Below are 22,336 nucleotides of genomic sequence, written 5' to 3' on the forward strand. Positions count from 1 at the left end.
AATTATGTGAAGGAAACACAATTATCCAATCAGCCTCTCATCCTAACAGGATTGGATATTCAGCCCGCCTCGAGCGATCATATTACCGGCAAGTTTTTGGCAGAAGTATTTTCCAATATGGATAAGGCCTATGGTGAAAAAATAGCAGCATTGGAACAAGAAATGCTTTACCAATATGTCAATTCCCGTAATCGGTCAATTTCCAAAAAGGAACGTAAGCGAAAATGCAAAGAATGGATGGCTCTTTATCAAGAATTTCTCTTGTTATTAGATAAAAACCGCCTTGCATTACAAGATAAGTTTGGAAAAGACGCTTTTTTGCTTGTGCAGAGAATTTTGCAGAACCGAATGTCCCTCATGCAGATGATCTCTTCCCACTTCGTGAAAGCGATAAAAATCCGGAATAAGGCAATGGCTGACAATATTTTGTGGCTGGCACAGGAGATGTTTCCAAACGAGAAGATAATAGTATGGGCGCACAATGGGCATATAATGAAGCAATCTAGGAGATTTCTAGGATTTCCATCGACATTTTCTTATTTACCTCCCGAAATCAAGGAGTTCTCCTATACCATTGGCTTCTTTATGTATAGTGGGCAAGCAGCGGAAAATAATCGCAGTGTATATGAAGTGCGGCAGCCTGATCAAGATAGCATCGAGTTTCGAATCAAGCAAGCCGGGCATGAAATCGGATTTTTCGATATCTCGCGGCAAAGAAAAGTGCCTCAAAACCGTTGGCTTTTTAAGCACACTTACACAATGCATGAAGGGAAGCAATTAAATCTTATCAAACCTAGCGCTTGTTATGACGGGCTTGTCGTTTGTGCGAAAACATCACCACCAAAGTACATCAATTTAAACTAAAGAAGTTTTCCATAAAAAAACATTGAAGATGAAATTGGTAATAGGAAATACCCGTGGTGCTAGTTGAGCGCTAGCGCTCAACTAGCACCACGGGTTGTCTAAACAATTCCTTTTACGACCTATCGGCACAATTGGAATTTTGATTCTTGGAAAGAAGAATGGGAAAATAACGGAAGTAAAGCCGCTGTTAGACACTTTGCTTGAAAATGGATTTTATCTCTCCGAACGTCTTTATCGAGAGGCTTTGTTGCTAGCGGAAGAAACGCTGTAGCCCCGCCCACCGCGCTGGGCCTTTTTCTTTTTTAAACCTGACAATAACCCCATTGACAAAATCGCGTTTACTTCTCATTGAAGGCCGGTTGTAAGCGTTTTAAGATAAAGGTACAGTCAAGCAGAAAAGGAGGAACAGCTTTATGACGCATACAACCGGAAACGAAACAGGCTTCCGTGTAAAGATTCAACGGTTTGGCAGTTATTTGAGCGGCATGATTATGCCGAATATTGGGGCGTTTATCGCCTGGGGGCTGATTACCGCCCTGTTTATCCCGACCGGGTGGCTGCCGAATGAGACGTTTGCGAAGCTCGTCGGGCCGATGATTACGTATTTGTTGCCGTTGTTGATTGGCTATACGGGCGGGAAAATGGTGTACGACGTCCGCGGCGGCGTCGTGGGGGCGACAGCGACGATGGGGGTCATCGTCGGTTCGGAAATCCCGATGTTTTTAGGCGCGATGATCATGGGGCCGCTTGGCGGTTATGTGATCAAAAAAGTGGATGGGTTGTTCCAAGGGAAAGTGAAGCAAGGATTTGAGATGCTCGTCAACAACTTCTCGGCCGGGATCGTCGGCGGCGTGTTGACGTTGCTCGCTTTTAAAGGAGTCGGCCCGGTCATTTCTGGGATCAGTAAAACGTTGGCAGCCGGAGTCGAAAAAATTATCGACTGGCACTTGTTGCCGCTGGCGAACTTGTTCATTGAACCGGGGAAAGTGCTGTTTTTGAACAATGCGATCAACCATGGGATTTTAAGCCCGCTCGGCGTCGAGCAAGCGGCGAAAACCGGGAAATCGATTTTGTTCTTGCTGGAAACGAACCCTGGCCCAGGACTTGGCATTTTGCTGGCGTACTGGCTGTTTGGCAAAGGAATGGCGAAACAGTCGGCGCCGGGGGCGGTTATTATCCATTTCTTAGGTGGGATTCATGAAATTTACTTCCCGTACATTCTCATGCGCCCGATTTTGATTTTGGCGGCGATGGCCGGCGGGGTGAGCGGGGTGTTTACATTTACCGTGTTCCATGCCGGTCTGGTGGCGGTGCCGTCGCCGGGAAGCATTTTCGCCTTGCTGGCGATGACGCCAAAAGGGAATTACTTCGGCGTGTTGGCGGGTGTGTTCGTTGCGGCGGCCGTGTCATTCCTCGTCGCGTCCGTGTTCTTAAAATCGGCGAAACAAAACGAAGAGGAAGAAGATTTGACGAAAGCAACGGAAAAAATGGAACAGCTGAAAGGGAAAAAGAGCCAAGCAGCCGCGGCGTTGAAACAGAAAGAAGCCGCTTCGGCAGCTGCGGTTCAGCAAGTGGTTCCTGGCCGCGTGAAAAAAATTGTGTTCGCGTGCGATGCCGGAATGGGCTCAAGCGCGATGGGGGCGTCGATTTTGCGCAACAAAGTGCAAAAGGCCGGGCTCGATATCGAAGTGACGAACACGGCGATCAACCAGCTGCCGCCGGATGCCGACATCGTCGTCACTCATCAAAACCTAACCGACCGGGCAAAAGCAAAGTTGCCGAACGCGTACCATGTGTCGGTGGAAAACTTCTTAAACAGCCCGAAATATGATGAGTTGATCGAGCGATTGAAAAAGAATGAGTAAATGGACATGAGACGCGGGGGAATGGCGTTCCCCTGCGTTTTGCTTTGCGATTTCGTGTTTACCTCGACTGCTTGGGACACTTTCATCCGCTTCCATCTGTATGGATGGGCCCAACCGCTGTGAACTTCGTCAAACGGCGAAAGAGAAACATGTATGCAAAATTAAAAAATGTCAACAATAACAATGACGAAAACGAAACATTTATTCGTTGTCAAATCAAGAAAAAAGCCCTTACAATAAAAATAGAAAAGGTCATAGCTTATTTCAAAAATGTCAACAATACCGCCTCTAGGATGGGAGGTGAACGGCGATGTACGTATCGGCAAGGGAGAGAAAGCTGCTTGAGCGGTTGTTGGCGGATGACCGAGACGTGACAGTTGGTGAGTTGGCCGAAGAGCTGAATGTCAGCGCCCGCACGGTTCACCGTGATTTGCAAGGACTTGAATCCGTCTTGCGCCGCTACGGGCTCGGGCTGGCGAAAAAAGCGGGGGTCGGCATTCGCCTCGTCGGGGCGGAAGAAAACAAGCAGGCGCTGGCCGCAGAGTTGCTTCGCCTTTCTCATCATGAATACACCCCCGAAGAGCGGCAGCTCATGATTTTAATTGCGCTGTTGGAAGCCACCGAGCCGGTGAAGCTCGTCTCATTGGCCCATGACTTGAACGTCACGGTCGCCACTGTCAGCTTGGATTTGGACAAATTGGAACAAACGGTAGAAGCGTACGGGCTTTCGCTCATCCGCAAGCGCGGATACGGTGTCGAGCTTGCCGGTTCGGAATCAGCAAAACGGCGCCTCATCAGCGATTTGTTGTTCCGTCATGTCGATGAACATGAATTTTTGGCGCTGATGAAAGAGACGATCCAAAAGCGGGCGGACGATCCGTTTGATACGATGGCGGAGAAGCTGCTCGGGCTCGTTGATCGGAAAAAGCTCACCGTCATTGAAAAACAAATCGAGCAAGTGAAAGAAAAGCTCCCATTTACGATGGCCGACAGCTCGTACATCGCCTTTGTCGTTCACTTGGCTCTTGCCATCGAGCGCATCAAACGGGGAGAAGCGATCCATTTTGACCAGCAAGATTTGCAGGCGATTCAGGCAACAAAAGAGTACGAAATTGCCGGAGTGCTCGCTGAATCGTTAGAACGCGCTTTTGGCGTTGACATCCCAAAAGAAGAGATCGGTTATATGACGATGCACTTGATGGGAGCGAAATGGCGCAGCCGCCAAGGAGCAGTGATGGAAGAGCCGAGCTTGGTCGTCGGCATGAAAGCGCAACAGCTCATTCGCTTTGTCAGCCGCGAACTTGGCGTCGATTTGTCGGTTGACTGCACGCTATATGAAGACCTGGTCGTTCACTTAAAACCGGCACTGTACCGTCTTGAACATGGAATGGGGATCGCCAATCCGCTGCTCGATCAAATCAAACAAGACTATGCAGAGCTGTTTGTCATTGTCGCAGACGGGGCGCGGCAGCTGTTTGGCGACATTCCGGTGCCGGACGAGGAGATCGGCTATTTAGTGCTTCATTTTGCGGCTGCGCTTATGCGGGAGAAAAAAGGTTGGAAGGTGCTCGTCATTTGTTCGAGCGGGCTTGGGACGGCGAAAATGTTAGCGACGAGGCTGAAAAAAGAGATTCCGGACATTGTTTCGCTGGAACAAGCTTCCGTGTTTGAATGGAAAGGAAAAGATGTAAGCGGGTACGATCTCGTCATCTCGACCGTGCCGCTTCCGGAGGAGTATGGGCCGCATATCGTCGTCAGCCCGATGCTGACAGAGGAGGAAGCGCGGAAGATTCGCGAGTGTTTGGAGCGGAAATCGGCCGCTGAAAAACGGATGGAGAAAGAGCCGATGGCACGGCGAAACCGGCCGGCGCTCGACACAATGAAGGCGGTTCGGCGCATCAGCGAGACAATCATTCACATTTTGGACGGTTTTTCCCTCGAGGTGGTCAAGGTCCGTTCGGTTCATGAGTTGTTGGCTGATGCGTGCCGCCGCCTTGAGCGAAATGGCGTCATTGTCGATGCCGATGTCGTGCTTGAGGAGCTGCGGCGCCGCGAGTCGCTTGGCGGGCTTGGCGTCCCTGGCACGAGGTTGGCGCTTTACCACGCCCGAAGCTTCGCTGTCCTTCGCCCATCGCTGACAATGTACCGGCTGGATGCGCCGCAGACGGCAGCGGGCATGGATGGGAAGCCGATGGACATCAACACGGTTGTGCTGCTTCTTGGACCGGCGGATGCGGACGAGGAGATGTTGGCTGTCTTAAGCCACATCAGCTCGCTGTTCGTCAAAGACGAGCAAACGCTCGCCATCTTGACGCACGGTGATGAAGAACAAGTGCATTTGCTTATCAGCGCTCATTTGGAACAATTTTTCGATGATTATTGGACATTGGCGAAGGAGTGAAACGAATGTTGACCGATTCGATTTTAAATAAAGCGAACATTGTGCTGAATGCACAAGCGAAAACGAAAGAAGAAGCGATCCGTCTTGCCGGCGAAGTGCTTGTGAAGCAAGGATATGTCGCCCCGTCGTATATTGATGCAATGCTTGAGCGGGAAGAATTGACCACGACTTACATCGGCAACCACGTCGCCATTCCGCACGGGACGGAAGCAGCCAAGTCCCTAGTGAAACAATCGGGCATTTCGATTGTACAAATCCCAGATGGGGTCGATTTTGGCAACGGAAACATCGCCACGATCGTGATTGGCATTGCCGGCAAAGATGGCGAACATTTGGACATTCTTTCGAAACTGGCGCTCGTTTGCGCGGAAGCGGACAATGTGGAAGCGATGGCGAACGCGAAAACGGAAGAGGACATTCTCGCGCTGCTTGACGAGGTGAACGGCTAATGCGGGCCGTCCATTTTGGCGCCGGCAACATCGGCCGCGGGTTTATCGGCAGCTTGCTCGCGGCATCCGGCTATGACGTCGTGTTTGTCGATGTCAATGAACAAATCGTCCGCCTGCTGAAAGAGCGGGGAGAATACCGCGTGATTGTCGCTGGTGAACATCGGGAAGAACAATGGGTGCGCGGCGTTTCTGCGTTAAACAGCCAAACGGAGCGGGAACAGGTTGTCGCGGCGATTGCGGATGCCGATTTGGTGACGACCGCGGTCGGCCCGCACATTTTGCCGGCCATCGCCCCAGTCATTGCCGCCGGGCTTGAGCAACGGTTTGTCGTTCAAGAAAAGCCGCTTCACGTCATCGCGTGCGAAAATATGATTGGCGGCACAGAGGCGTTAAAACAGCACGTTTTGGCTCATCTTTCCGCCGCTGAACAGCAGCTGGCGGATCAATCTGTCGGCTTCCTTAACTGCGCAGTCGACCGCATTGTGCCGAACCAAACGAACGATGATCCGCTGGCGGTGACCGTCGAGCCGTTTTTCGAATGGGCGATTGAAACGCGAAACGTCATCGGCGCTGTTCCGCCGATTCAAGGAGCCCAATTCGTTGCCGATTTAGGCCCGTATATCGAGCGCAAATTATTTACCGTCAACACCGGCCATGCCCTGGCTGCTTACTTAGGGTATCAGAAACAATACAGCACCGTTCAAGAAGCGATGAAAGATGCCGGGATTCGGGCGGATGTCGAACAAGCGCTCAGCGAATCCGGAGCGGTGTTGGTGAACAAACACGGCTGGGACGCAAAAGAGCACCGCGCGTATATCGACACGACGATCGGACGTTTCATGAATCCGGCGCTGTCTGATGACATCATCCGCGTCGCCCGCTCGCCGATCCGCAAGCTCGGGCCGAACGACCGCCTCGTTGCCCCAGCTGTGCAATATTGCACGCTGTTTAGCAGCGTCCCTGCAGGTCTCGCCAAAGGAATTGCGGCGCTGCTCCGGTTCGACCATCCCGAAGACAGCGAAGCCGTCGCTCTCCAACAAACGATCGAACAACACGGAATCGAAGGCGCGCTTCGGCAATACGCGGGGCTTGAGCGTGACCATCCGCTCGTGGCGGTGGTGAGAGAGGAATATGAGAGGATGGAAAAGTAGAAATCGACGCTTCTTTGTTTACCGCTAGTCTTGAAGACTGGCGGCTTTTTTTTTTGAGCTGTGAGCTTTCAGTTTCTTGCTCGGCGCCCTGACCATGCCAAGACTTTTTTGCAGAGAACGCGTTCGTGAACAAAATGCACAAAATTCATTTTATTTTCGAAAACTTCATGTTGATTCTGGATCGTGATAAGGTTGTTTTTGAAAACGTTATCAAAAAACAAGGGGGCAAGGGAGAATGAAGAAAACAAGATGGTGGGGTTTACTCGCCGCCGGGATGATGACACTGGCATTGGCGGCCTGTGGTGGCAATGAATCGGCAGGATCGAAATCGTCCGGTTCGAACTCTGGCTCATCGGCCTCAAACTATCCGACGAAGCCGATCACCATTGTCGCTCCATCCGGGGCGGGAGGAGGATGGGATTTAACGGCCCGCGCGATCACGAAAGTGTTGGATGAGACAGGGCTCGTCAAACAAACGATGACGGTCGAAAACAAACCAGGCGGCGGCGGGGCGGTCTTTATGGCCGAATACGCCACCCAAGATGTCAAAAACGATTACAAACTGTTTGTCAATTCGCCGCCGATTATCATCAACAACCTGAAAAAGGAAGGAAACAGCCCGTTTGGCTACAAAGATACGACACCGCTCGCCCAGCTGACGAAAGATTTTGGCGCGATTGTCGTAAAAGCGGATTCGAAGTTTCAAACGTTGACTGACCTGCTGAACGCCATTAAACAAGATCCGAAATCAGTCACGGTAGCAGGGGGGTCGGCGCCAGGTTCGATGGACCACTTAGTGGCCATTTTGCCAATTTACAAATCAGGCATCGATCCGAAATCGGTGAAATACGTTTCGTATGACGGCGGCGGGGAAGCGATGGCTGCGCTGCTTGGCGGCAATGCGGATGTGATCGCGACGGACGCATCGTCGGTTGGGGAGTATTTGAAAGCCGGCAAAGTGCGGGTGCTGGCGGTTTCAGCTCCAGAACGCCTTGGCGGAGTGCTGAAAGACGTGCCGACGATGAAAGAGCTTGGCATTGATGCCGAGTTTACGATTTGGCGCGGGGTCTTTGGACCGAAGCAAATGTCTCCGGAAGCGAAAACGTTTTGGGAAGAGACATTGAAAAAATTGTCTGAGCACGAAAAATGGAAAGAAGAGCTGCAAAAGCAAGGCTGGGAAGCAGAATATCGCAATTCGGAAGAGTTTATGAAATTTTTGCAAGAACAGGAGCAACAAATCGGCGACCTTTTGAAGTCGCTCGGTATGCATAAGTAAGATCAAGGGGGAAGATCGTTCTTCCCCTTTTTCGTAAAGAACAGGAGGTAAAGTGATGAACAAAACGGCTGACCGGATCGCGGCGGCGGCATTTCTGGCCGTCGGGGCGCTGTTTATGGTTGAAAGCTTGCGCCTATCGAAAAGCGCTTACGGCAGCGCTGTCGGGCCGAACGTGTTTCCGTTTTTGCTTGGACTTGTGTTGGTTTTATTAAGCATCAAACTGTTGTTTGAAACGAGAAGTTATTCGGATGCGGCAGGCGAGAAGCCGCCGCGGCAATATAAAAAATTTCTCATCATTTTCATCGCCGCTGTTTTCTATGCGGCGTTGCTCGAAACGGTTGGATATGTGATCACGACGTTTCTGTTTCTTGTTATCGGCTTTCAAACGATGGAAAAAGGGGCGTTATGGAAGTCAATCGCCATTGCGGCTGGCTTTTCGCTAGGCGTATACGGCCTTTATGTGAAGTTGTTGCAAGGAACGTTGCCGAGCTGGCCGATTTGGTTCCAGTGAAAGGAGGGGCATCATGGAAACACTATCGTTTTTGTTGGATGGGTTTCAGACGGCGCTTCAGCCGCATAACTTGCTGTTTGCCTTTATCGGGGTGCTGATTGGCACGGCGGTTGGGGTGCTTCCTGGAATCGGCCCGATGAGCGGGGTGGCGCTGCTCATTCCAGTGACGGCGTCGATGACATCAGGCTTGAGTCCCGAGCAGGCGGCGGCGAGCTCGATCATCTTGCTGGCGGGCGTGTATTACGGGGCGATGTACGGCGGGTCGACGACCTCGATTTTGTTAAATACGCCTGGCGAGTCATCGTCAGTCGTCACGACGCTTGACGGCTATCAAATGGCTCGGCAAGGAAGGGCCGGAGCGGCGCTCGCCATTGCGGCGATCGGTTCGTTTGTCGCTGGGATTGTTTCGCTCATCGGTCTCGTATTATTGGCTGAGCCGCTATCCAATGTCGCGTTGAAGTTCGGCCCGGCGGAGTATTTTTCGCTCATGCTGCTTGGGCTGGCCGCGGTGAGCGGCCTCGCTGGCAAATCGATGACCAAAGCGTGGATTATGACCGTCTTTGGACTGCTTCTTTCAACGATCGGGCTCGACAACGTCTCTGGTGTCGCACGCTTCACGTACAATATTTCCTATTTGTATGGAGGGCTTGAGTTTTTAACAGTAGCGGTCGGATTGTTTGCGTTGGGGGAAGTATTCAAGTCCATTCTCCATAATGAGATGAACGAAGGAGAAATTGCCAAAATCGGTCGCGTTTTGCCGACGAAGGAAGATTTGAAAGAAAGTGTGGGACCGATTGCCCGTGGGTCGCTGCTCGGATTTTTCATCGGGGTGCTGCCGGGAGCCGGGGCGACGTTGGCATCGTTTTTCTCCTATATTCTTGAAAAGAAAGTGAGCAAACATCCGGAAAAGTTTGGGCAAGGGACGATCGCCGGCGTCGCGGCGCCGGAGTCAGCGAACAACGGAGCGTCCGGGGGAGCGATGATTCCGCTTTTGACGCTAGGCATTCCGGGGTCGGGAACAACGGCTATTTTGATGGGCGCGCTCATTATGTACAACGTCCAGCCGGGTCCACTGTTGTTCGATGAGCATCCGGATGTCGCCTGGGGCTTGATTGCGAGCATGTTTATCGGCAATGTGATGTTGTTGATTCTTAACATGCCGCTCGTGAAACTATTTGCGAAAATTATCCAAACGCCGACGAAATATTTGCTGCCGCTCATTATTGCCATTTCTGTGTTTGGTGTGTATGCGGTGCAAGTGACGACGTTTGATGTGTTCCTGTTGTTGGCGTTCGGGTTGCTCGGCTATTGGCTGGCGGAACACGACTATCCGCTCGCGCCGCTTGTGTTGGGGCTTGTGTTGGGACCGATGATTGAAAACAATATGCGCCGGGCGTTGACGGCATCAAACGGGGATTATCTCGTCTTTTTTGAAAAACCGATTTCGCTCGTTCTATTGATGATCGCCTTGTTATGGATTGCCGTGCCGTTTGTCATGAAATTAAGAGGAAAAACGGTCATCATTAATGAAGATATGTAATAATAGAAGAAAGGCGTTCTGCCTAACAGGCGGATTGTCTTTCTTTATTTTCTGCTTGGGGAGCGAGCCCTATGAAGCTTCAGACACGGTTAATGGTCATTATTTGTTCATTGCTGTTATTTGTGATCGTTTTTCTTACCTTCTTATTTCAACATATGTTCGCTGAGACGCTCAAACAACAAATCGGCATGCGGGCATTGAATGTGGCGGAAACCGTTGCGTCCACCCCGCTTGTGCGCGAAGCGTTCCGCGACCCGAATCCGTCAGGGCGGCTGCAGCCGTTTGCCGAGCACATTCGCCAAAAGACAGGGGCGGAATACGTCGTCATTGGCAACCGCCAAGGAATCCGCTATGCCCACCCACTTCCTGACCGGATCGGCAAACCGATGGTCGGGGGCGACAACGGCGAGGTGATAAAAGGCAAGGCGATCATTTCGGAGGCGGTCGGTTCGCTTGGCCCGGCGATCCGGGGAAAAGCGCCGATTTTTGACGAGAACGGAAACGTTATTGGCATCGTTTCCGTTGGGTTTTTGTTGGAAGATATCGAGCATATCGTTTGGACGTACCGTCTGAAAATTTTCTTTTTTTCTGTTCTCGCTCTTCTGTTTGGAGCGGTAGGAGCGGTCGTGATTGCCAAAAAGGTAAAACAATCGATTCACGGTCTTGAACCAGAAGAAATTGGTGTGTTGTATCAAGAAAAGCAAGCCATTTTAGAAGCCATTCGTGAAGGAATTGTGGCGATCAGTCACGAAGGGACGATTACGATGGTCAACCAGACGGCGCTCAAGCTGCTTGGCTATGAGCATGAGCGCGACGTATTAGGGGCACCGATTTTGCAACTGATTCCTCATTCCCGCTTGCCTGAAGTGATCCGAACCGGGCGGGCGGAATACGATGATGAGATGGTGTTGGGAGGAGAGACCGTCATTGCGAACCGGATTCCGATCAAAGACAAGCAAGGGCGCGTGATCGGAGCGGTATCGACGTTTCGCAATAAGTCGGATCTGTATCGCCTCACGAAAGAGCTGTCTCAGCTTCGAAGCTATGCCGACGCGCTGCGCGCGCAAACGCACGAATTTTCGAATAAGCTGTATTTGATTTCCGGGTTAATTCAGCTTGAAGCGTACGAGGAGGCGCTTGAAGTCATCACCAAAGAGACCGACCTGCAGCAAAACATCGTCCGGTTTGTCATGAAAGAAATTCCCGATCCCGTGATTGGCGGGCTGTTGATCGGCAAATTCAATCGCGCGAACGAGCTAAAAATTGCGTTTGAAATCGACCGGGAAAGCAGTTTTCGCGATGTGCCGCCATGGATCGACCGCGACCATTTGGTAACAATTATCGGAAATTTATTAGATAACGCCATGGAAGCAGCCCTCCATAACGGAAAGGAAGAGAAGCGAGTGGCCGTTTTTTTGACCGACCTCGGCAATGATTTGATTATTGAGGTTGAAGATAACGGATTAGGCGTCGATCCAGCTGTGGCGGAACGGATATACGACCGCGGCTTTTCCACCAAAACCAACGGCCTCCGTGGGTATGGGCTTGATCTTGTCAAGAAGGCGCTGGCGATGCTTGACGGGCAAATCACATACCAGTCGGAACAAGGAAAGGGCACGGCGTTTACCGTCATTGTTCCGAAGCGGCTGGATCGTGCCAACCTGTTCCGAAAGGAAGAATTTTCTACAAAAGACCGCTACACTTTCATGCATCAATATTTTTGGGAGGGAGGGGAGCAGAAGGGGTGATTCGTGTACTTATTATTGAAGACGACCGCCGCATTGCGGAAATCAACAGGCGCTTTGTTGAGAAAGTGAACGGTTATGAAGTGGTCGGCATTGCTACGAACGCCGAAGAGGCAAGGGAATTGACGGAAGTGTTGCAACCCGACGTGTTGCTGCTTGATGTCTATTTTCCAGATATGAACGGCCTTTCTTTTTTAAAATGGGTTCGGGAACGCTTTTCCAACATCGATATCATTATGATCACAGCGGCACGGGAAGTGGATGCGCTGAGGCAAGCGTTGCACAGAGGGGTGTTTGATTATATTATCAAACCGATTATGTTTGACCGTTTTGTGGAAACGTTAAACCGATACAAAGAGTATTATGACAAAATGCAGCAATGGGTAAAAGAGAAAGAGTGGATTGACCAAGAGGACGTTGATGAATTGATAGGAAGAGAATTAACGGTTAGGGACCAGCCGGTGTTGCCAAAGGGAATCCATCCGTTGACGCTTGAAAAAGTGTTGGCCGTTGTCAAACAGTGCCAAGAAGGCATCACCGCCGAAGAAGTCGGGAGGCAAATCGGTACGAGCCGGACAACGGCCCGCCGCTACTTGGAGTATCTCATCTCGATCGGCCGAGTGACGGCCGATATTGCTTATGGATCCGTTGGCCGTCCGGAACGGATTTATCGGAGAAAAGGGTAAAAGGGCAAGAAGTCTGAACAACGTTATACAAGGCACATCGAGCCGCCATATGCACAAAGAAAGCGGGGGAAACGCCTTGGCCATTTTTAGTAGCATTTTGTTGCAAGTGATGGTTCCCATGTTGTTGATTGTCGGCTTGGGGGCATGGCTTCACCGCTTATTTCATTTTGATATGAATACGTTGTCCAAGCTGAATATGTATGTCCTGTTGCCGGCGGTCGCGTTCATCAACGTGTATGACAGCGAGTTGAACGGGAAGGTGTTGGCGGCCATATTTGGGTTTCTTCTCTTACAAAGCAGCGGACTGATGGTTTTCAGTATGATCATGGCGAAACTATTTAAACTGGAGAGAAGTTTGTCCGCGGTGTTTCAAAACACGATTGTGCTCAACAACTCGGGCAACTTCGGCATCCCTGTAAGCCAGCTCGTGTTTCATCAGCAGCCGCTCGGGGCGGCGATTCAAATCATTGTAACCATATTTCAAAATTTCCTGACCAATACATATGGAGTGTATCAGTTTATTTCAGGAAATGGGAAAAAAGGAAAATGGGTCGCCGAGCTATGGAAAAACCCGGTTCTTTACGCCTTATTGCTTGGGGTGGTCTGCCGATGGCTTCATCTTTCGATCCCATCGTTTTTATGGCAGCCGATTCATCGCATCGCCGATGCGTTTTTAGCCATCGCCCTCTTTACGTTGGGAGCGCAAATTGCCTACGCCCGCTTCCGCTCTTTGCCGCCGCTGGTGTATGCAAGCGTGTTTGGGCGCCTGTTTCTGTCGCCGCTGTTGGCTGCGTCTTTGATCTTTCTTTTAGGAATTGACGGAGTGACTGCCCAAGCATTGCTGATTGCCAGTTCCTATCCGTGTTCGCGCAATACGGCGCTGTATGCGCTTGAGTATGACTGCCACCCAGATTATGCCGCCCAGGCGGTGTTAGTGTCGACATTGTTAAGTGCCATTACCGTGACCGGCGTTGTCTATGCGGCCCGGTTGTTATTCCCAGGCGGCTAAGAATAATAGGGGGTGAAACAACCCCATATGAAAAGCGCGGCGACATGGCCGCGCTTTTTAGTCAATGGATGGAATTACCGCGCTGTCTCGAACAAGCGAATCGCTTGTTTGGCGATCCAGAACCGCTCCCCGCTGTAAACGGTCAGTCCTTCCAGTTCGTATGTTTGATTGTCGATATGCATGATGTTTTTGTTCACCGGAAGCTGTGCGGTTTTCTTTCCTTTTTTCACGACGAGAACAGGATTCGCGGCATCCGTTCGGTCGATGGCAACGGTGGCGCCAATGGCTTCAAATTCTTTTTTGGCATCGACAAACAGCCGCTTGTTGAGCTTGCGCAAGTCAAAGCCCATCGCTTTGGCCATAATATGGGCCAAATCCGTGTTCTCAAACGTACCGACCGGGCGGTTCGGACCATAGGTGTACAGGAACACATCCTCTCCCGTATGCCCGCCGGTCGTGAAGCCGAGGTTTGCCCGTGCCGCTAAGAGTTCCGCCAATGTTTTGCGAAGGTCTGTCGATTCGCTTAATTTCTTTTTCTCTTCCGCTGTCAATGGGTCAAGGCCGTACAATTGAGCGACTTCTTCAAGGTTAGATTTGTCAGGTTTTAACTGACTTAGCGCCCCGTCTAACGTCATTTTGGCTTTTTTCAGCGGCTCGATATAAGCGGAAACAGGGGTCTCAGGGTAAGTTTGGTCAGTGTTTCGGTTGCCGAGCGTGATGCCGCTGTTGCCATGGTCGCTGACGGCAATCACGAGCGTATCGTTGCGTTTTTTAGCAAAGGAGAGCGCCTCTTTAACCGCTTCGTCAAACGCCAGAACTTCGCTGATCATGCCGACCGGGTCGTTTGCATGGGCGGCCCAGTCGACTTGGCTGCCTTCGACAAACAAGAAGAACCCGTCTTGATCTTTGGACAATGTTTCGATCGCTTTTTTCGTCATTTCCGCCAATGTCGGTTCATTAGCTCTTGTATAAGAGCGGTTCATATCCTGCGCCATGGCGTCATTGGCGAAGATGCCCCAAATTTTATCGGATTTCGAACGAAGCAGTTCGTCCCTCGTTTCGACGATGTCATACCCTTTTTCTTTGATCACCTCAAGCAAATTTTCGTTGTCTTTCCGGTTGTTTTTCCCGCTCCCTGGTATAAGCGCTTCTTTCCCGCCGCCTAAAACGACTTCAATGTCCTGGTATACTTGTTGTTCAGCAATATCAGGAAACCAATTGCGATGTTCGACATGGGCGGAAAATCCGGCTGGTGTAGCGTGCTGGATGGCTGATGTGGCGATGATGCCGGTTGATTTTCCGTGCAGCTCGGCTCCTTCCAATACGTTGGCGACCGGTTTTTTCGCTTCTTCCTTTGGCACAGGAGCGACCCCGGGAGAATTGACGATGCTCGGCAGGATGCCGATATACTTGTCATTGGACTTAAAGCCTGTCGCCATAGCGGTGGCGGCCGGAGCGGAGTCGGTAATCGCCGATTCGGCAGAGTACGTCCGGACAGCGCCGCTTGCCATTTCGTCCAAGGCAAGTGGTGCTCCTTTGTACCATCTGGCTAATGTGGTGGCTCCGCCGCTTGTCCCGTCCATCACCATCATGATGACGTTTTTTACCTGCCCTTGCTTGTCTTCCTTTTTCTCTTCCCCGCGCGCCGCGAACGCGAACGAACCAGCCGTCAACGATCCGATGAGCGCCAAACTAGCAATCTTTTGATGGATCGGTTTCAATGTCCCTTCCTCCTTTAGCAGCGTTTACTATATTATAGAAAATGTTTATGGATCGGTTTTGTAGATTCAGTTAATAATGTGTAAAGAATTTGTTATAGAGGAATAAAAAGGATCAAGAAAAGCAGGATGCGAGCAAGCAAAAAAAGTGTTGTAAATCGCTTTCATAATTGTTTATAATAAAGCTAAACCGGTTTGTGAAAACGCTTTTGAACTAAATCGATTTAGTGCGAGAGAGGGATCCCTTTTGAAAAAAGTGACGATGGCCGATGTCGCGAAATTGGCCAACGTTTCAAAAAGTACAGTGTCACAATACTTGAATAAGCGCTATGAATATATGAGCGAGGAAACAAGAAAGCGCATCGCTCAAGCGATTGAAGAGCTCGGCTATCAGCCAAACGTGATCGCCCGCAGCTTAAAGCAAAAGACGACGGCGACCATTGGCGTGATCGTGTTCAACATGCTTCATATGTTGACAACGCAAGTGCTGCACGCCATTGAAGAAGAGTGCCAAAAGCGTGGGTTTCAAGTCATCGTCTGCAACTCCGGCGATGATCCGGAAAAAGAGAAAAAATATGTCGAGATGTTGCTCGCGAAACAAGTGGATGGGCTGATCGTGTTTCCGACCGGGAAAAACGACGACGTCTACCGCCGTCTTGTTGCCGAACAGTTTCCGCTTGTGTTTGTCGACCGGATGGTGCCGGGGGTGGAGGCGGACAGTGTGCTTTTGGACAACCTCGGCGCTGCGGAGATGGCGGTCGATTATTTCGCTTCCTATGGCTATAACCGCATCGCCATTGTCACCCCGCCGCTTGTCCCATACAACGTGCCGCGGATGGAGCGGTTTGAGGGGTTTCGGGCGGCGATGGAGAAAAGGGGATTTGAGGTCGGGGATCAAAACGTCATCGCCGCTGAACCTGCGGCGTTGCCTGGGGAGCTGAAGAAACGGTTCATGGAACCGGAGCGGCCGAACGCGCTGTTTGCGATCAATGACTTGACGTTAATGGGCATTTTGCGGTTTGTGAAGGAGACGGGCATCCGCGTGCCGGACGAGGTGGCGATCATCAACATCGACGATGTGCCGTTTGCTGATATTTACACGCCGGCGCTGACCACAATCGCCCAGCCGACGTTTGCGATGGGGAAAAAAGCGGCGGAGCGCGTGTTCGAGCAAATGGATCGGAAGCGGGTGGACCAACCGAAAGTGTTTCGTTTCTCCCCGACATTGATGGAACGGACATCGATCAGACGGGAGAAGAAATAAGGAAGGGAGGAGAAACGATGACCATTCATGAGGACGTCGTCATTGGCATTGATATCGGAACGACGAGTACGAAAGCGGTCGTGTTCGGCGGGCGGGGGCAAGTGCTTGCTTCTCATGCGGTCGATTATCCAATCATTCAGCCGCATCCTGGGTTTGCAGAACAAGACCCCGAGGAGCTGTTCGCTGCGGTCGTTCAAGCGGTCGGGGCAGTGTCAGTCCGCCATGGCATCCGCCCGGAGCAGGTAAAAGCGATCGGTTTGAGTGCGGCGATGCACTCGATCATGGCGCTTGATGAATCGGGGCGGCCGCTGACTCGGCTCATCATCTGGGCCGACAACCGAAGCGTCGCCCAAGCGGAGCGGCTATTAAAAGAGCAGAACGGGCTTGCCATTTATCGACGGACGGGAACGCCGATTCATCCGATGTCGCCGCTAGCGAAACTGCTTTGGCTGAAAGAGGAGCAGCCGGACGTATTCTGGCAAGCGCGCCGGTTTGTGTCGGTGAAAGACTACGTGCTGTATCGCCTGTACGGCGATTATGTCGCTGACCATTCGCTGGCATCGGCGACGGGGTTGTTCCGCCTCGATACGCTCGATTGGGACGAGGAGGGGCTCGAGCTTGTCGGGCTTTGCCGCGAACAGCTGCCGCGGCTCGTTCCGGCCACACATATCATGACCGGAATGAAAAAAGAATGGGCGGAAAAAATGGGAGTCGCTCCGGACGTGCCGTTGGTCATTGGGGCAAGCGACGGCGTGCTCGCCAATGTCGGCGTCGGGGCGGTGCTGCCGGGAGAAGCGGCCATTACGATCGGGACGAGCGGCGCAGTGCGAACGATTGCCGCAAAACCGACAACGGATGAAAAAGGGCGGACGTTTTGTTACGCGTTGACGCCCGGCTATTGGGTCGTTGGCGGACCGACGAACAACGGCGGCATTTTGCTTCGGTGGCTGCGCGATGAGTTCGGCGCTCAGGAACGGGAAGTGGCGAAAAAGCTTGGAATGGATCCGTATGACTTGTTGACGAAATATGCCGAACGCGTTCCACCGGGGGCGGAAGGGCTTGTGTTTTTGCCGTTTTTATCGGGCGAGCGAGCGCCGTATTGGAATGCGAATGCGCGTGGGACGTTTTTCGGTCTCGGCTTGCACCATAAGCGCGAGCATTTCATCCGCGCCGTCATGGAAGGCGTCTGCTTCAGCATTCTATCCGTCGCCTTGGCCATTCGCGATGTCACCGGACCGATGACGGAAATCCGCGTCTCAGGCGGGTTCGCCAAATCGCCGTTTTGGCGGCAAATGCTTTCTGATATGCTTGGCAAACCGCTCATCGTGCCGCAGACGCATGAAGCCTCGGCGTTAGGAGCGGCCGCGGTGGCGCTTCACGCTTTAGGCGAACTGCCGTCCTTAGAAATGGTGAAACCGTGGGTCCATACAACGGCCCGCCATGAACCGAACCAAGATCATACACTGATTTATGCTGAGCTATTTGATTTGTATGCCCGCCTGTATGAGCGATTGAAAGACGAATTTGATGCGATTGCTGCGTTCCAGCGGCGGAGTGGATAAGAGAGGAGAAAAACTAAAACGGTTTAGTGCCGTCATCAACAGTCACTAAATCGATTTAGTTTATCCTTTCTACTTAAAGAAAGCTGAAAACGTTTGCTTTAACCATTACTAAATCGATTTATCTAAACATAAGGGGGAACAGTCGATGGGAATTGCCATTGTCATTGCTGCCATTATCGTCTTGTTATTGCTCATTACCGCAGCGAAAATGCATCCGTTTGTCGCACTCATTTTAGTTTCCGTCGGCGTTGGCTTGATGATGGGGATGCCGCTTGTCGCTCCGTCGCCAGAAACACCAGGGATCATCGATTCCATTAAAGCCGGCCTGGGCAATACGCTAGGCTTTTTAGCGATCGTCTTGGCGCTTGGGACGATGCTTGGCAAAATGATGGCTGAATCGGGCGGCGCTGAGCGCATTGCGAAAACGTTAATTGACCGCTTTGGGCAAAAGCGCGTCCATTGGGCCATGATGGTCGTCGCCTTCTTAGTGGGGATTCCAGTCTTTTTCCAAGTCGGATTTGTGCTGCTCATTCCGCTCGTCTTTACGATCGCAATGGAAACGGGCATTTCGCTTGTGACGATCGGCATTCCGCTTGTCGCTGGTTTGTCTGTCGTGCACGGTCTCGTTCCGCCGCATCCGGCTGCGATGGCGGCAGTCGGCATCTTTAAGGCGGATGTCGGAAAAACGATCCTGTATTCGATCATTGTCGGTCTGCCGACCGCGATTATTGCCGGGCCGCTCTATGGCAAATGGATCGGTTCGCGCATGTACAAAAAAGTGCCGTCGGAAATCGCCGAACAGCTTGTGCAGCATAAAGAAGCGCGGGAACTCCCGGGCTTCGGAAATACGCTGTTTACGGTTTTGCTTCCGGTCATTTTGATGTTGATTGCGTCTGTCGCCAACGTGACGCTTGATCAAAAGTCGGAAGCAGCGAAAGTGCTGCGCTTTATCGGCGATCCGATCGTCGCATTGCTCATCGCTACGGTTTATTCGTTCTTTAGCCTCGGTTATGCGCGCGGCTTCAACCGCGACAACGTGCTCAAATTCGCCAATGACTGCCTTGGCCCGGTCGCGAACATCCTGCTTGTCATCGGGGCGGGCGGCGCGTTCAACAAAGTGCTTCTCGACTCCGGCATCGGCGAGCAAATCGCGGAAGCAGCGAAACACTCGCACCTGTCGCCGCTCTTATTAGGCTGGGGCATCGCCGCTCTCATCCGTGTAGCGACCGGTTCGGCGACCGTCTCGATGATGACCGCAGCCGGCCTCGTCGCGCCGATCGCCGCCACGATGCCAGGAACGAACGTGGAACTGCTCGTCTTGGCGACCGGCGCCGGTTCGTTGATCTTGTCACACGTCAACGACTCCGGCTTCTGGATGATCAAAGAGTACTTCGGCATGACGGTGAAAGAAACGCTCATGACGTGGACGGCGATGGAGACGATTATTTCGGTGGTGGCGTTTATTTTCGTCTTGTTGTTGAACGTGGTTCTCTAATATCAGAATGGAAGGTGTCCCAAACACAGACGGGACACCTTTTTGATGGACAACGAGGATGCGGCGCGGTAAAGAAAAACAACCTCTCAACATTTCCACTATCTTCATTATTATGTTATAATCATGTGACGAAATATTACATAAGGAGTGAATTTCAATGATTTTTGCGAGACGTGCAGAGCGAAAAACAAAGCATGAAGCTGATTGGCCTCAACAGGAGGAAAGACGGGAAGAACGAAAACAAATCGCTCGGCAAATTGTTGTGGCTGTTGATCAGTTAAGAGCTGCGATAGAACAGATGAAGCTGGCGGCGCTTTCGCTGAATGACATTTCCGATTCAAGCCGGAACAGCGCAGCAGAGCTGATGGACCACAGCGAGAAAACGGTCGAGTATACAGAAAAAGTGGCGAACAAAATGCGGGCAATCGAGGAAGCGGCTAAGGAAATTGCTGCATCTTCCCAAGACATGTATGCAAGCAGCCAACAGTTTTCCGAACAGTGGCTGCATTCATGGAATTCATTGGAAACGTTGCAAAAAGAAATTCAAACATTGCGCTCCCACCATGAAACGTTGTTGAAACAAATGAATCACCTCGTTCATCATTCTCAACGCATCAATCAAATTATATCAGCGATCGGCGAGATTTCACAGAAAACGAAAATTTTGTCGCTAAACGCCAATATTGAAGCTGCCCGTGCCGGAGAACACGGGCGCGGGTTTGCGGTCGTCGCGCGCGAAATCGGCATGCTGGCGAACCAAACATCGGAGGCAGTCCAACAAACACAGGACATTTTGTCGCTCATTCAACGCGAAATCGCAGCGACGACCGATATCGTTCGTGAAGAAACAAAGCAAATCGATGTCGAAGAAAAAGAAATGGAAGCGATTATGACGTTCCTTCACTCGTTGCAGCGGCAGCTGAATGATATGACGAACCTCGTCTCTTCTTCTGTCCAGTCGGCGTCTGGACAGTCGGACAGCGTGAAAGAAATCGCCGTCCTCCTTGAAGAAATCGTGCAATTGAGCCGGGAAAATCAACGGTTTGTCGAGCGAGTGACGGCGGATATGAACGAACAGCATGAGAGCGTCGGACAGATTTTACGCATTAACGAAGCGTTGCAAAAGACGGCGGAGGAGCTGCAACAAACGGTCGGACGTGATTGGATGAGAGAAACGATTTCTGTAGATGATGCGGTCGTGAAAAACACGATTCATAAACTATCGGCTTTGCTTCAGTCAGCTCCGTTGGAACAAATGGATGAGGACACGCATCGGCGAGTGCTGGACCGATTTTTATCCGAGAACGGAGAAATTGAGGCTGTCTGGTCGAATCGGCTTGATGGCGCGTTTGTGTATTCGAACCCGCCGGCTGGTTTGGTCAACGCCAAAGTCCGATCGTGGTTTCAGGAAGCAAGCAGAGGAATGGTGTACGTTTCCGATCCATATGTATCGGCATTGACGAAACATCTTTGCGTCACGGTGTCCGCTCCCATTACGGATCATAACGGTCAAATTGTCGGAGTCATTGGAGCGGATTTGTCGCTTGCGAAATGAACGACGCCCTAAAAAGGCGCATGTGTGCCTTTTTAGGGCGTTTTTTGTTTAAGGATTAAGAAAGTATAAATTTTGGGGCTGCCACGGTTAGGTAGGGAGATGTCTAGCGCAAAGCGCCATCGGTTCGAGTCGCTCCGCCCCACACTGCGGCGACAACACATGGAGAGGCTTCAATGAGTTTGCCCACGCAGAACCAAGCCAAGATTGGTTCGAGCTCTCCTCGGTGGGGCTTGTGCGATCTTCGTCGATAGGCGGGTGCTTTGCGCTTTTCTTTATTAGGCGCGGTCGGTTGGCTTCAAAATAATGGTTTATCCTCTTTTTGTGATAATAAATATAACAAAAATATGTAATAAAATATAACAATATTGTTGAAGCAATTATATCTAGGATTTACACTGCTAATCAAGAACCACATCCTCAAGATATCACTCATCGCCTTTGAGGAACAAGGGAGGGATGCCGCTTTGCTAGATGAACGAGGTATAGGAATTCATTGATTTTCGAAATGAATAGGGGGAAGGGTGTCCGGATGAAGCCAAAATTCATGTGGAAATTATGGTTGCTTTTATGCATCAGCCTTTTTGCACTCGGGGGATGTGCGGCGTCATCAGTTGTCGATCAAGCCAAAAACAACGAAAACAGCAATTCGTCTTCGTCAAGTAAAGGGGATACCGTTAAAGTAGGGATCCTTCACTCGTTAAGCGGAACGATGGCAATCAGTGAAGTGTCGCTGCGCGATGCCGAGTTAATGGCGATCGAGGAAATCAATGCATCGGGCGGGCTGCTCGGCAAGAAGATTGAACCGGTTGTGGAAGATGGGGCGTCGGACTGGCCGACGTTTGCCGAAAAGGCGAAAAAACTGTTGCAAAAAGATCAAGTGGCCGCCATTTTTGGCGGTTGGACATCGGCAAGCCGCAAAGCGATGCTGCCGGTTGTGGAGCAAAACAACGGGCTGCTTTGGTATCCGGTGCAATACGAAGGGATGGAGTCGTCACCGAACATCTTTTACACCGGGGCGACGACGAATCAACAAATCGTTCCCGCGGTCAGCTGGCTCTTGAAAAACCGTGGCAAAACGTTTTTCTTGCTCGGATCGGATTACGTGTTTCCGCGCACAGCCAACAAAATCATCAAGGCTCAGCTGAAGGCCGAAGGCGGGCAAGTGGTCGGGGAAGAATATACGCCGCTCGGCCATACCGATTATAGCACCATTATCAGCAAAATCAAACAAGTGAAACCGACTGG

At 51.3% G+C, this 22,336-nt stretch carries 18 protein-coding genes; 17 read left to right on the top strand and 1 reads right to left on the bottom strand.

The features are described from left to right. From GJ1_RS14235 to GJ1_RS14285, 12 genes are all read left to right on the top strand, one after another. Positions 1 to 864, top strand: an 864-nt coding sequence (locus GJ1_RS14235; RefSeq protein WP_066233735.1) for an erythromycin esterase family protein, incomplete at its 5' end; no start/stop codon positions are given. A 94-nt stretch (positions 865 to 958) separates the two neighbouring features. Next, on the top strand, positions 959 to 1,135 hold the full coding sequence (locus tag GJ1_RS17985; protein ID WP_075261656.1) for a DUF3368 domain-containing protein: 177 nt from the start codon (positions 959 to 961) through the stop codon (positions 1,133 to 1,135). Positions 1,136 to 1,277: 142 nt separating this feature from the next. Beyond that, positions 1,278 to 2,729, top strand: a complete 1,452-nt coding sequence (locus GJ1_RS14240) for a PTS mannitol transporter subunit IIBC (protein ID WP_044731496.1) — start codon at positions 1,278 to 1,280, stop codon at positions 2,727 to 2,729. Between the two features lie 310 nt (positions 2,730 to 3,039). Next, positions 3,040 to 5,130: a BglG family transcription antiterminator gene (locus GJ1_RS14245; protein WP_066233737.1), complete on the top strand. Its 2,091-nt coding sequence runs from the start codon at positions 3,040 to 3,042 to the stop codon at positions 5,128 to 5,130. Positions 5,131 to 5,135: 5 nt separating this feature from the next. After that, complete coding sequence (locus GJ1_RS14250) at positions 5,136 to 5,579, top strand: PTS mannitol transporter subunit IIA (protein WP_066233739.1); 444 nt, start codon at positions 5,136 to 5,138, stop codon at positions 5,577 to 5,579. Continuing rightward, positions 5,579 to 6,730 carry a mannitol-1-phosphate 5-dehydrogenase gene (locus GJ1_RS14255; protein ID WP_066233741.1) on the top strand — a complete coding sequence of 384 codons (1,152 nt, stop codon included), beginning with the start codon at positions 5,579 to 5,581 and terminating at the stop codon, positions 6,728 to 6,730. The genes GJ1_RS14250 and GJ1_RS14255 overlap by 1 nt, the downstream gene beginning before the upstream one ends. A 235-nt stretch (positions 6,731 to 6,965) precedes the next feature. Next, positions 6,966 to 8,006 (top strand): Bug family tripartite tricarboxylate transporter substrate binding protein, encoded by a 1,041-nt coding sequence (locus GJ1_RS14260; RefSeq protein ID WP_066233744.1) that lies wholly within the window; start codon positions 6,966 to 6,968, stop codon positions 8,004 to 8,006. A 55-nt stretch (positions 8,007 to 8,061) separates the two neighbouring features. Beyond that, positions 8,062 to 8,517, top strand: a complete 456-nt coding sequence (locus GJ1_RS14265; RefSeq protein ID WP_066233748.1) for a tripartite tricarboxylate transporter TctB family protein — start codon at positions 8,062 to 8,064, stop codon at positions 8,515 to 8,517. Between the two features lie 13 nt (positions 8,518 to 8,530). Further along, positions 8,531 to 10,057 (top strand): tripartite tricarboxylate transporter permease, encoded by a 1,527-nt coding sequence (locus tag GJ1_RS14270; protein WP_066233752.1) that lies wholly within the window; start codon positions 8,531 to 8,533, stop codon positions 10,055 to 10,057. 71 nt (positions 10,058 to 10,128) lie between these two features. Next, the gene (locus GJ1_RS14275; RefSeq protein WP_083510011.1) at positions 10,129 to 11,805 is read left to right on the top strand and encodes an ATP-binding protein; all 1,677 of its coding nucleotides are present in this window, start codon (positions 10,129 to 10,131) and stop codon (positions 11,803 to 11,805) included. After that, on the top strand, positions 11,802 to 12,488 hold the full coding sequence (locus tag GJ1_RS14280; RefSeq protein WP_066233755.1) for a response regulator: 687 nt from the start codon (positions 11,802 to 11,804) through the stop codon (positions 12,486 to 12,488). Before GJ1_RS14275 ends, GJ1_RS14280 begins: the two co-directional genes overlap by 4 nt. A gap of 76 nt (positions 12,489 to 12,564) precedes the next feature. Then, entirely contained in the window at positions 12,565 to 13,497 is a 933-nt protein-coding gene (locus GJ1_RS14285) for an AEC family transporter (protein WP_066233772.1), read from the top strand. A gap of 74 nt (positions 13,498 to 13,571) precedes the next feature. Here GJ1_RS14285 and GJ1_RS14290 read toward each other — a convergent pair whose 3' ends face one another. Next, on the bottom strand, positions 13,572 to 15,218 hold the full coding sequence (locus GJ1_RS14290) for an alkaline phosphatase (RefSeq protein WP_066233758.1): 1,647 nt from the start codon (positions 15,216 to 15,218) through the stop codon (positions 13,572 to 13,574). 244 nt (positions 15,219 to 15,462) lie between these two features. Here GJ1_RS14290 and GJ1_RS14295 point away from each other — a divergent pair, with 244 nt between their 5' ends. The 5 genes from GJ1_RS14295 to GJ1_RS14315 form a co-directional block, all read left to right on the top strand. Next, the gene (locus tag GJ1_RS14295) at positions 15,463 to 16,479 is read left to right on the top strand and encodes a LacI family DNA-binding transcriptional regulator (RefSeq protein WP_066233761.1); all 1,017 of its coding nucleotides are present in this window, start codon (positions 15,463 to 15,465) and stop codon (positions 16,477 to 16,479) included. Between the two features lie 17 nt (positions 16,480 to 16,496). After that, positions 16,497 to 18,041 (top strand): gluconokinase, encoded by a 1,545-nt coding sequence (gene gntK / locus GJ1_RS14300; protein WP_066233764.1) that lies wholly within the window; start codon positions 16,497 to 16,499, stop codon positions 18,039 to 18,041. A 145-nt stretch (positions 18,042 to 18,186) separates the two neighbouring features. After that, on the top strand, positions 18,187 to 19,536 hold the full coding sequence (locus tag GJ1_RS14305) for a GntP family permease (protein ID WP_066233767.1): 1,350 nt from the start codon (positions 18,187 to 18,189) through the stop codon (positions 19,534 to 19,536). Between the two features lie 157 nt (positions 19,537 to 19,693). Continuing rightward, complete coding sequence (locus GJ1_RS14310) at positions 19,694 to 21,091, top strand: methyl-accepting chemotaxis protein (RefSeq protein ID WP_066233769.1); 1,398 nt, start codon at positions 19,694 to 19,696, stop codon at positions 21,089 to 21,091. A 529-nt stretch (positions 21,092 to 21,620) separates the two neighbouring features. Then, positions 21,621 to 22,336: transporter substrate-binding protein (locus GJ1_RS14315; protein WP_157068396.1), on the top strand; the 716-nt coding region annotated here is incomplete at its 3' end.

The organism is Geobacillus jurassicus NBRC 107829, from assembly GCF_001544315.1.
GTDB classification, from domain to species: domain Bacteria; phylum Bacillota; class Bacilli; order Bacillales; family Anoxybacillaceae; genus Geobacillus; species Geobacillus jurassicus.